We start from the raw sequence: 11,906 nt of genomic DNA on the forward strand, positions 1-11,906 counted from the left end.
AAAGAAAGAGAAAATTTAAATAGTGGAAGAACATAAAATTGATACAAATTTTAGCGGTCGGCTGAATATCTTGCGGGCTGGGGTTTTAGGAGCTAATGACGGCATTATTTCCATAGCAGGTGTAGTTATTGGGGTGGCTAGTGCGACGGACGATGTCTGGATTATCTTTCTGTCTGGTTTAGCGGCAGTCTTTGCGGGTGCCTTTTCTATGGCTGGTGGAGAGTATGTTTCTGTTTCTACTCAAAAGGATACAGAGGAAGCTGCTGTTGCCAGAGAGCGAGAGCTTTTAGAGAAGAATCCCGAGATCGCTAGGCAGTCTCTCTATGCTGCCTATGTTCAAAATGGCGAGTGTGAGACTTCTGCCCAACTCATGACTAATCGGGCTTTTCTCCAGGATCCGTTGGAGGCTTTGGTGCAGGAAAAATATGGAATCGAGATTGAGGAGTTCACTAATCCCTGGCATGCTGCCGTATCAAGCTTTTTAGCCTTTGCTGTTGGTGCGCTTTTTCCTATGATTACCATTATCCTGCTTCCAGCCAGCGTCCGTATCTGGGCAACCGTTCTAATCGTGGCCTTGGCCCTTTTGGGAACAGGCTATACCAGCGCAAGATTGGGCAAAGCACCGCTCAAAAATGCCATGATTCGCAACCTCGTAATCGGTCTTTTAACCATGGCAGTCACCTATGCAGTAGGGCAAGTCTTTGCAATTTGACAATGGAAATCAATGAAGTCAGTAATTTTACTGGCTTTTTGAGTTGTCAAATCTAGAGAAAAATCCAGCTTTAACGATTGTCTGAATGAGTTCAGAGCCCCTCTTCCCATTCTCTAATTCCAAAGTTTGAGAGAAAGAAGTGCGCGGCACTTCTTTTTTGTGAAAATTTTCCTTATATCAAGAAAACTTTTGGAAAATATGATATAATAGTTGCGTATAAAATATGAAAAGGAGTTTTTGTAACATGGCAAAACTTACTGTTAAAGACGTTGATTTGAAAGGTAAAAAAGTCCTCGTTCGTGTAGACTTTAACGTACCATTGAAAGACGGAGTGATTACAAATGACAACCGTATCACTGCTGCTCTTCCAACTATTAAATACATCATTGAGCAAGGCGGTCGCGCAATTCTCTTCTCTCACCTTGGACGTGTCAAAGAAGAAGCGGACAAAGAAGGTAAATCACTTGCACCAGTAGCTGCAGACTTGGCTGCTAAATTGGGTCAAGATGTTGTTTTCCCAGGTGTCACTCGTGGTGCTGAATTGGAAGCGGCTATCAATGCTCTTGAAGATGGACAAGTTCTTTTGGTTGAAAACACTCGTTTTGAAGATGTTGACGGCAAGAAAGAATCTAAAAACGATCCAGAACTTGGTAAATACTGGGCATCTCTTGGAGATGGTATCTTTGTAAATGATGCATTCGGTACAGCTCACCGTGCACACGCATCTAACGTAGGTATCTCAGGTAACGTTGAAAAAGCTGTTGCTGGATTCCTTCTTGAAAACGAAATTGCCTACATCCAAGAAGCTGTTGAAACTCCAGAACGTCCATTCGTAGCCATTCTTGGTGGTTCAAAAGTATCTGACAAGATCGGTGTTATCGAAAACTTGCTTGAAAAAGCTGATAAAGTCCTTATCGGTGGTGGTATGACATACACATTCTACAAAGCACAAGGTATCGAAATCGGTAACTCACTTGTAGAAGAAGACAAATTGGATGTTGCAAAAGCTCTTCTTGAAAAGGCAAACGGCAAATTGATCTTGCCAGTTGACTCTAAAGAAGCAAACGCATTTGCTGACTACACTGAAGTGAAAGACACTGAAGGTGAAGCAGTGGATCCAGGCTTCCTTGGTTTGGATATCGGTCCTAAATCTATCGCTAAATTTGATGAAGCGTTGACTGGTGCGAAAACTGTTGTCTGGAATGGCCCTATGGGTGTATTTGAAAACCCAGACTTCCAAGCTGGTACAATCGGTGTTATGGACGCTATCGTGAAACAACCTGGCGTAAAATCAATCATCGGTGGTGGTGACTCAGCTGCCGCAGCCATCAACCTTGGCCGTGCAGACAAGTTCTCATGGATTTCTACTGGTGGTGGAGCATCAATGGAACTCCTTGAAGGTAAAGTATTACCAGGACTTGCAGCACTGACTGAAAAATAAGCAGTAAACCTAGAATATTTAATATTCTATAAAACTATAATAAGAGAAGGACTAGTAAAGACTGGTCCTTTCTTTTTTACGTAAAATCTGTGGAACGGAGAGGGAAGAGAAAATCATAAATAGACATTATACAATTAATGTCCAAAAAAGGTAAATAAACTGAGGAAAAAATGCTTGCAAAACAAGGGAAAACTTGATAGGATAAAGGTATGTATTCTGATGCTTACAGATAGTCAAAATGAGAATGGAGCTTCCAATAGGAGGTTTCAATTATTTTTTGATTTTCGGAGGGTTTGGGAAAACTGCAGACTGTAAAAGTTTGCAGGGAGAGGAGAAAAATGAAGAAAAAAGAAGTTTTTGGTTTTCGGAAAAACAAGGCTGTTAAAACTTTATGCGGTGCTGTTCTAGGTGCGGCTTTTTTAACGTCAACGATACAAGCAAGAGCAGATGAAGTAGTATCTGATACCAATAGTCCTGTCAATACTGAAATAGTAGGTACTGGAAATGCAGCGACCAATCTGCCTCAAGCTCAAGGGCCAGCCAGTCAGGCATCTCAAGAGAGTCAGGCGCGAGCAGGTCAGGCAGATGGCGGTGTGACAGTGACTGTTCCAACAGCAGGTTTAGATGAAAGTGTCAAAAAGGCTCAAGAAGCAGGCCTGACAGTAGTCAAAGACCCAGCTTTTGACAAAGGAGTAGCTCAGACTGCTCAAGAAACTGCAGACAAAAAAGCGGAGATTGCAGCAGATTATCAAGCGCAGGTAACCGAGATTGATGCCAAGGTCAAGGAGTACAAAGAAAAAGTATCAGCCTACGAGGCGGAAGTAGCTCGGATTACAGCAGAAAACAAAGCGACAGCGGAACAATACGCTAAAGATTTAGCTGCTCATCAGGCAGAAGTAGCTCGGATTACAGCAGAAAATGCTCAGCTGAAAGCAGATTATGAAGCTGCCCTTAGTAAATACAAAACAGATTTAGCAACGATTCAAAAGACCAACGCAGATAATGCGGCAGCCTACCAAGCAGCTAAAGCGGCCTATGATTCAGAGTTGACTCGTGTTCAAAAACTAAATGCGGAAACAAAGGCTAATTATGATGCAGCTCTGGCGGCTTATGCAAGTGAGCTGGATCGCGTTCAGAAGGCGAATGCGGCGGCTAAGGCACGGTATGAAAAAGCTTTAGCGGATACTCAAGCTGCAAATGCTAAGATTGCTGCTGATAATGAAGCTATTAAACAGCGGAATGCGGCTGCAAAAGCGGCCTACGAGGCAGCACTTGTCCAATATCAAACAGATTTAGCAACTGTCCGAAAGACCAATGCTGATAATGAAGCGGCATATCAAGCGGCTCAGGCAAATTATCAGGCAGAATTGGCCCGTATCCAAAAGGAAAATCAAGATAAAAAAGCTCAATATGAAGCAGATTTAGCAGCTTATGAAGCGAAAAAGACTCAAATTGAAGCTGAAAATGCAGCAGCTCAAAAAGAATATGAGCAAAAGCTAGCAGAGAATCAAGCTAAGAATGCCACTATAGCAGCTGAAAATGAAGAAATCAAGAAGCGTAATGCTCAAGCCCAAGCAAACTATCAAGCTCAGTTGGCCCAGTATAATGCTGATTTGGCTGTCTATAACACAAAATTAGCCAAGTATCAGCAAGATAAGGCTAAATATGATGCTGAACAGGCCAAGATTAAGGCTGGACTGGCTCTTGCAGAAACAAAGAAGACTGAAGACGGGCATTTGAGCCGTCCAATTGCGCAAAGCCTGGTTTTCAAATCAGAACCTAATGCTAATTTGTCACTGACTACAACTGGTGAGTTTGTCAGCTATGCTGGTATGGAAGCCGCTGTAAAGAATACTGCAGAGTTTTCTAAGAAATTCTTCCAACTGGACAACTTCAAAGTAACAGATATTCAAAATGCCAACTATCAGACCAACCAGCAGGAAAGCTTTGGTACAGTTGGCAAGTATGCAGGCTACAGTTCTAACGTAACAAGCGGTAAAGGGCCAACTGAATGGTCTTCTGTCTTGTTGCGTCGTGGTGAGTCTGCTACAGCAACCTATACAAATCTCCAGGGGACTTATTATCGAGGGAAAAAAGTTTCTAAAATTGTCTATACTTATACCCTTGATCCAAGTTCTCAATTCCGCAATGATAAGGCCTGGTTAGGTATTTTTAAAGACCCGACAATGGGAGTTTTTGCTTCAGCTTATACAGGAAATTTTGAAGATGCAACCTCTCTCTTTGTGAAGACGGAATTTGTCTTTTATGATGATAAAGGCCAACCTATTAATTTTGATCAGGCTTTGATGTCCGTGGCTTCCCTCAACCGTGAAGCTAATTCTATCGAAATGGCCAAAGATTATACCGGAACTTTCAACAAGATTTCGGGTTCATCAGTTGGTGAAAAGAACGGCCAAATCTATGCGACTGAGTCTGAAAACTTCAAAAAAGGAGTTGGCGGATCTCGCTTTACCATGTATAAGAATGCTCAGCCAGACTCAGGCTGGGACACTACAGATGCTCCTAACTCATGGTATGGGGCAGGAGCGGTGGAAATTTCTGGTACAACCAACAGCATGACGATTGGAACGATTTCCTCTTCTGAAGTGTTAGGCCAGCCAGAGGCTACTGATCCACGTAGGGCTGACAAACTAGCTCCTAAGAAACCAAATATTTGGTTTGCGATTAATGGTGATGTTCGAGCGACTGATCTGCCAATCATCACAGTAGAAGAACCGGAAGCGCCAGTAGCTCCTACAGCTCCTGCAGCGCCAAGTGAAGAAGCGCTTAAGCCTTTGGAGCCAGCTCCAACTACACCAACACCGAAGGCTCTTCCAACACCTCCGGCAGCACCGACTTATGAAAAAGAACCGACGCCACCGACACGTACACCGGAAACACCAGAGCCTAGTAAGCCTTCTGAGCCAAGCTATGAAGTAGAAAAAACTGTCCGGCCAGCAGTGGTAGAACCGACCTATGAAAAAGAGCCAACCCCTCCGGCAGCACCGACTTATGAGAAGGAGCCGGAAGCGCCAACTCCTACTCCAGATACACCGGAGCCTAATAAGCCGGTAGAACCAACTTATAGCCCGCTGCCAACCTCACCAGCAGAGCCTGTTTATCAAAAAGAGCCAGCAGCGCCCGTAGCTCCGACTGTGCATTATCATTATCATCTCTTGCAATCTCAACCGCAGATTAATAAAGAGATTCAAAATGACCAAGGCACCAATATTGATAAGACTCTAGTGGCTAAGCAGTCCGTCGTTCAGTTTGCCTTAAAGACAGAAGCTCTTCCAGCCGGACGCAGTGAGACGACTTCTTTTGTCATTGCTGATCCACTGCCAAGTGGTTATGAAGTTGACTTAGCAGCAACAAAAGCTGCTAGTGCAGGTTTTGACGTCAGCTATGATAAGGCTAGCCACACAGTGACATTTAAAGCAAATGCAGCAACCTTAGCTACTTATAACGCAGATACGACCAAAGAAGTTGCTACGCTCTTTCCAACAGTAGTCGGCCGAGTGCTCAACGATGGCGCAACCTATACTAATAATTTCACCCTGACAGTCAATGATGCCTATGGTGTCAGCTCAAACGTAGTACGCGTGACCACGCCAGGCAAGCCTGATGATTCAGACAATCCAAGCAATAATTACATCAAGCCAACCAAGGTCAATAAAAACAAGGCAGGATTGGTGATTGATGGTAAGGAAGTCTTGGCTGGTTCGACCAATTACTACGAGCTGACTTGGGATTTGGATCAGTATAAGGGTAACAAGTCATCTAAGAGCACGATTCAAAAAGGTTTCTACTATGTAGATGACTATCCGGAAGAAGCACTTGAACTTCGTCCGGAATTAGTCAAGCTAGTAGATGCGGATGGCAAGGCTGTAGCAGGTGTGACAGTGACCCACTACGAGAGCCTTGAAAAAGCCCCTGCAGCAGTTCGAGAGCTCCTTCAAAAGGCGAATATCACTGTTAAAGGTTCTTTCCAACTCTTTGCAGCAGACGATGCCCAAGCCTTTTATGACCACTATGTCGTAACAGGTAAGTCCTTGACGATAACAAGCCCTATGACTGTCAAAGAAGGAGTGGGCCGCACAGGCGGTAAATTCGAGAATCGGGCTTATCAAATTGACTTTGGAAATGGTTATGCGACAGACGTAGTCGTCAACAATGTTCCTAAGATCAGTCCTGAAAAAGATATTACCCTAAGCCTTGATCCGACAAGTGCAGAAAACTTGGATGGCAAGGAACTGACTTTGGGACGGCACTTTAACTACCGTCTCATCGGCGGCTTAATCCCTGCTAACCACTCTGAAGAGTTGACAGACTATAGCTTTGTGGATGATTATGATCAACGAGGCGATGAGTACACGGGTGCTTACAAAACCTTTGCCAAAGTAGACATCACGCTCAAAGATGGTAAGGTGATAAAGGCTAGTACAGACTTGACTGAGTATACAGCTGCGAATATTGATCTTGAGAAAGGCTTGATTTCTATTCGTTTCAAGGAAGAATTCTTAGAGACCATTTCTCTGGATTCAGCTTTTCAGGCTGAAACCTATCTACAGATGAAGCGTATTGCTGCGGGTACTTTTGAAAATACCTACATCAATACCGTCAATCGTGTGGTCTATGCTTCAAATACAGTTACAACAGTCACTCCTAAGGCACAGCATCTGCTTGTTTCAGATGTAAACGATCCAAGAAGAGCCAATCAAACTCCAGCAGCTAAAAAGATTCCTGTTTCTCTTCTGCCAGAAACGGGAGCCAAAGATGCAGTCTATCTGCCATATCTAGGTTTAGCAGCCATTATTGGTGCTTTAGGTCTAGGAAAATTGAAAGGTAAAGAAGACTGATACTAGATGAGGCTAGGGAATCCCTAGCCTTTTTATCTTTAAAAATACTGGAAAATCTCATGTAGCAAAAGTCTAAATCATTTGTAACATGACAAAAATATAACTCTAAAAAAACTGACATGTAAATAAGGTATGATTTTTTTATCATCAAATTATACGGAGAAAAACAGTTATGAAAAAAGCATTTGCTAAAGCAACTCTTGGTTTAACTTCTACAGCTTTTTTGGCGACAATCGGCGCTCAAGCTGTCAATGCAGATTCTTATGTTGTCCAGCAAGGGGACTCTTTTTTTGCCATTGCTAGTGCCAATGGAATGAATCCTTACGAACTTGCTGCCAATAATGGAAAGACAATTTTTGATACGATTAACCCAGGAGATGTGTTGCAAGTAAATGGCACTGCTTTGGCTCAGATATACAATCCTTACAGCGCTCCAGCTTATGAAGCGACAAGTGATGCTGCTTTGGTATCTGATACTGAAGATGTTGTCTTAAATACGCCAACTGACTATGGCAATTCTTACCCAATCGGCCAATGTACTTGGGGCGTGAAAGAAATGGCTCCTTGGGCAAGCAACTGGTGGGGCAATGCTAATACTTGGGCGATCAATGCTGGTGCTCAGGGTTATGCAACAGGAAATGTCCCAGTAGCAGGTGCTATTGCAGTTTGGGATGGTGGCGAATACGGACATGTTGCTTATGTGACAGATGTGCAAAGCGACAGCTCTATCCAGGTCTTGGAAGCGAACTACAATCGCCAAAAGCAGATTAACAATTATCGTGGCTACTTTAATCCGAATGAATTTATGGGTGGAGTTACCTACATTTATCCAAACTAAAGATAATAAAAACGAGGCTGGGCCTGATAATGTCTCAGTTTTTAAATAGTCGATAGCTCTTGATGCGGTAGCTGATAGGGCTTTTTCTTTGTGCGGGAAAAGTCCTGAGCAGAAAGAGTTTTTTTGAGGCGAAATATGTTAAAATGAAGAGAGGGAGGATTTCCTGGAAGGAGACTAATGAGTTATTTCAATAAGTACAAGTTTGATAAATCGAAATTTCGTCTGGGCATGCGTACCTTTAAAACCGGTCTAGCTGTTTTCATCATCCTATTGCTCTTTGGGCTTTTTGGTTGGAAAGGCCTGCAAATCGGTGCTTTGACGGCAGTCTTTAGTCTTCGTGAGGATTTTGATAAGAGTGTCCACTTCGGAACATCGCGAATCTTGGGAAACAGCATCGGTGGTTTTTACGCTCTGCTATTTTTCATTGTCAATAGTGTCTTTAAGGAGCAGTATTGGGTTACCCTCCTTTTGGTGCCGGTCTGTACCATGCTGACAATCATGACCAATGTCGCCATGAACAATAAGGCTGGAGTCATTGGCGGAGTATCTGCTATGCTTATTATTACGCTATCCATTCGGCCGGAAGATACCATCTTGTATGTCTTTGCCAGAATCTTTGAAACCTTCATGGGAGTCTTTGTTGCGATTCTGGTAAATTCTGATATAGATCGGCTGCGAACCATCTTTGAAAAGAAAAAATAAAATCTGTGTAAGAAAATATGACATTATTTCTTGACATAAGATTTATTTCGTCCTATAATAGTGCGTAGAGAGGAATTTGAATGAAGGAAAAAGAGTTTCGCCGAAACATGGCAGTCTTTCCCATCGGCAGTGTTATGAAACTGACGGACCTATCTGCCCGTCAGATCCGTTATTATGAAGACCAGAATCTGATTACCCCTGCTCGGAATGAGGGCAATCGTCGGATGTATTCTTTGAATGATATGGACCGTCTTTTAGAAATTAAAGATTATATTTCGGAAGGCCATAATATCGCTGCGATTAAGAGGAAATATGCTGAGCGTGAAGCCAAGTCCCGCAAGACCATTAGTGACAAAGATGTCCGCCGTGCCCTGCATCATGACATCTTGCAGCAAGGCCGTTTTGCTTCTTCTCTGCCAACCTTTGGTCAGATGCGTCGACCATAGCTATTTTGTTTGAATTACAAGGAGAAATTTAATGTCTATTACAGCAGCTGATATCCGTCGCGAAGTAAAAGAGAAAAATGTTACCTTTATTCGTCTTATGTTCTCTGATATTTTAGGAACTATGAAGAATGTGGAAATTCCTGCCACGGATGAACAGCTTGACAAGGTCTTATCCAATAAAGCCATGTTTGATGGTTCTTCCATTGAAGGTTTTGTCCGTATCAATGAATCAGATATGTATCTTTATCCTGATCTGGATACTTGGACAGTCTTTCCTTGGGGAGATGAAAACGGCAGTGTAGCGGGTCTGATTTGTGATGTTTATACGACGGATCATGTACCGTTTCTAGGAGATCCTCGCAGCAACCTCAAGCGTGCCCTCAAGCATATGGAAGAGCTGGGATTCAAGTCCTTTAACCTTGGCCCAGAGCCAGAGTTTTTCCTCTTTAAGCTGGATGAAAATGGCGATCCGACGCTGGAAGTAAATGACAAGGGCGGTTATTTTGACTTGGCGCCGACAGATTTGGCAGACAATACTCGTCGGGAAATCGTCAATGTCCTGACCAAGATGGGCTTTGAAGTAGAAGCTAGTCACCATGAGGTCGCAGTCGGCCAGCACGAGATTGACTTTAAGTATGATGAAGTTCTTCGAGCTTGTGATAAGATTCAGATTTTTAAGCTGGTTGTGAAAACTATTGCTCGTAAGCACGGTCTGTATGCAACCTTTATGGCTAAGCCTAAGTTTGGCATTGCGGGATCTGGTATGCACTGTAACATGTCCCTCTTTGATCAAGACGGAAATAATGCCTTCTTCGATCCAGAAGATCCAAAAGGTATGCAGCTGTCAGAAACAGCCTACCATTTCTTGGGTGGTTTGATTAACCATGCTTATAACTACACAGCAATCATGAATCCAACGGTCAACTCATACAAACGTCTGGTTCCTGGATATGAAGCACCAGTTTATATTGCCTGGGCAGGACGCAATCGTTCACCGTTGGTGCGCGTGCCAGCCTCTCGTGGTATGGGTACGCGCTTGGAGCTGCGTTCGGTTGATCCGATGGCCAATCCATATATCGCTATGGCAGTTCTCTTGGAAGTTGGCCTGCACGGTGTCGAAAATAAAATCGAAGCTCCAGCCCCAATTGAAGAGAATATATACATCATGACTCCAGAGGAGCGTAAGGAAGCTGGAATTACAGACTTGCCATCAACTCTTCACAATGCCTTGAAGGCCTTAACAGAAGACGAAGTCGTTAAAGCAGCACTTGGCGAGCATATCTATACGAGCTTCTTAGAAGCTAAGCGTATCGAGTGGGCTAGCTATGCAACCTTTGTCTCCCAATGGGAAGTGGATAACTATTTAGATTTATACTAAACTTAGAGCAGGAGGATTGGCATATCCCCTGCTTTTTCATGGAGGAGGAGAAAGATGGAAAAATTTCATGATTTTATTAAGCGAGTTTTTGATGAGCAATATGAAGCCTATTTTGGTCCAGATATGTTTGAAAAACTTGAACCTCAAGATTATTATTTAAGGCGGGAGGAAGATGGCCAGTTAATTGCCTTGCTCCATGCCCAACAGGTGTTGGAAAACATTCATATCAAGGCTTTGGTGGTGGATAAAGAACATCAGAAAAAAGGTTTGGGAGCCAGTCTGCTGGCAGAATTAGAAGAAAAGGCTGCAGAAGCTGGAGTAACTAGCATTACCTTGTCCACTAAATCTTATCAGGCCAAGGATTTTTACATCAAGCAAGGCTATGAAATCTACGCCAGTCTAGCAGATGTCCCGCAAAAGGGCATTACCAAATATCATTTTATCAAACGATTGAGCTGAGCTAGTCTCAATAGATGGAAGTCAATTTGGCTTCTTTTTTTGTGCTATAATAATGGTAATGACTGTTAAAAGGAATAAGAAATGAAAAGGCAGAAAACAATAGCCATAGCTTTAGTAAATCTAGGAATCATTGGTGGAGCTTTTTTTCTTGGAAATCAAGAGAGCTTAAATAAAATTATAACCAAAAAGCCAGACTTGCAAACGGTAAAAGAAAAGCAGCTGGATTATTTGAAGAAGCACCAAGATGAAATAAAGAATTTTATCAAGTCACAAAATCCTAAGATTGAATCTGTTCAGGTGGATTGGAACCAGACAAATTGGGAGGAAGTAGGCAATGGTACTCCATGGGGAGGAGGAGAAGTGATAAGAATTTTTGGAGGATTTAACCATATCGAAGACTCGAGTTGGAGTGTTTTAGTTGATGTAGAAAATGGGAAAGCGGATATCGATTCTATCATGCAAGGTAGTCCGATACGAGCAGGAGGAGAGATTTTTGAGTGATAGTAATTTAAAAATCTGTTATAATTTCTATGTAGATTTAACATGTCCCTTTCAGCGGTCATGCATTACAGCATATGTAACTTCTAAGGTCTAGAAGTAAGAGAATGAAGAAATATAAAATCATTTGGTTGGTACTAATTGCCCTTGTTATTGGAGTAGGTAGTCTACATATGTTAAAACAGAGTAATTTGTTTTCAGATGGCAAAGCTAATTTGCAATCCATAAAAGAGAAACAGCTAGATTATTTAAAGTCACAAGAGGAAGAGATTAAAAAATTTGTGAAGTCACAAAACGCGAAAATTGAGTCAGTGGAGATTAATTGGGAGGAAACGAATTGGGAAGAAATTGGCAACGGAACACCGTGGGGCGCTGGAGAAATTGTTAATGTATATGGGAGATTCAATCATATTGAGGATTCTTCTTGGAATGTCACTTTTTTAGTAAAAGATAATGAGGTAGTTCCAAATTCAATGTCTTTAGCAAATGATTTATATGTAGGAGGTAGGATTTTTGAGTAATGGTAATTTGAAATCCTTTGATAATTTCTATGTAGATTTGGCAGAGAAAAAG

Annotated in this window: 10 protein-coding genes; all 10 read left to right on the forward strand. The window is 42.4% G+C overall.

Translation table 11 applies throughout. The features are described 5' to 3' along the window. Positions 1–22 precede the first annotated feature (22 nt). The 10 genes from SSV_RS01125 to SSV_RS01170 all read left to right on the forward strand — a co-directional run bounded on the left by SSV_RS01125 (position 23) and on the right by SSV_RS01170 (position 11,854). Entirely contained in the window at positions 23–712 is a 690-nt protein-coding gene (locus SSV_RS01125; protein WP_072073334.1) for a VIT1/CCC1 transporter family protein, read from the forward strand. Between the two features lie 244 nt (positions 713–956). Further along, positions 957–2,153, forward strand: coding sequence for a phosphoglycerate kinase (locus tag SSV_RS01130; protein ID WP_002911168.1), 1,197 nt, complete (start codon positions 957–959; stop codon positions 2,151–2,153). 293 nt (positions 2,154–2,446) lie between these two features. Continuing rightward, positions 2,447–7,012 (forward strand): antigen I/II family LPXTG-anchored adhesin, encoded by a 4,566-nt coding sequence (locus SSV_RS01135; protein WP_176693524.1) that lies wholly within the window; start codon positions 2,447–2,449, stop codon positions 7,010–7,012. A 172-nt stretch (positions 7,013–7,184) separates the two neighbouring features. Beyond that, a complete protein-coding gene (locus SSV_RS01140; protein WP_072073336.1) occupies positions 7,185–7,850 on the forward strand; it encodes a COG3942 and LysM peptidoglycan-binding domain-containing protein in 666 nt (221 codons plus the stop codon). A gap of 177 nt (positions 7,851–8,027) precedes the next feature. Then, positions 8,028–8,552 (forward strand): FUSC family protein, encoded by a 525-nt coding sequence (locus SSV_RS01145; RefSeq protein WP_002898470.1) that lies wholly within the window; start codon positions 8,028–8,030, stop codon positions 8,550–8,552. 80 nt (positions 8,553–8,632) lie between these two features. After that, on the forward strand, positions 8,633–8,998 hold the full coding sequence (locus SSV_RS01150; protein ID WP_072073337.1) for a MerR family transcriptional regulator: 366 nt from the start codon (positions 8,633–8,635) through the stop codon (positions 8,996–8,998). Between the two features lie 31 nt (positions 8,999–9,029). Beyond that, positions 9,030–10,376 carry a type I glutamate--ammonia ligase gene (gene glnA / locus SSV_RS01155; RefSeq protein ID WP_002896640.1) on the forward strand — a complete coding sequence of 449 codons (1,347 nt, stop codon included), beginning with the start codon at positions 9,030–9,032 and terminating at the stop codon, positions 10,374–10,376. Between the two features lie 54 nt (positions 10,377–10,430). Beyond that, positions 10,431–10,835: a GNAT family N-acetyltransferase gene (locus tag SSV_RS01160; RefSeq protein ID WP_072073338.1), complete on the forward strand. Its 405-nt coding sequence runs from the start codon at positions 10,431–10,433 to the stop codon at positions 10,833–10,835. Between the two features lie 81 nt (positions 10,836–10,916). Then, positions 10,917–11,336 carry a hypothetical protein gene (locus SSV_RS01165; protein ID WP_080983531.1) on the forward strand — a complete coding sequence of 140 codons (420 nt, stop codon included), beginning with the start codon at positions 10,917–10,919 and terminating at the stop codon, positions 11,334–11,336. 104 nt (positions 11,337–11,440) lie between these two features. After that, positions 11,441–11,854, forward strand: coding sequence for a hypothetical protein (locus SSV_RS01170; protein ID WP_072073339.1), 414 nt, complete (start codon positions 11,441–11,443; stop codon positions 11,852–11,854). Positions 11,855–11,906: the final 52 nt, after the last annotated feature.

Source organism: Streptococcus sanguinis, assembly GCF_001078705.1.
GTDB lineage: Bacteria > Bacillota > Bacilli > Lactobacillales > Streptococcaceae > Streptococcus > Streptococcus sanguinis_D.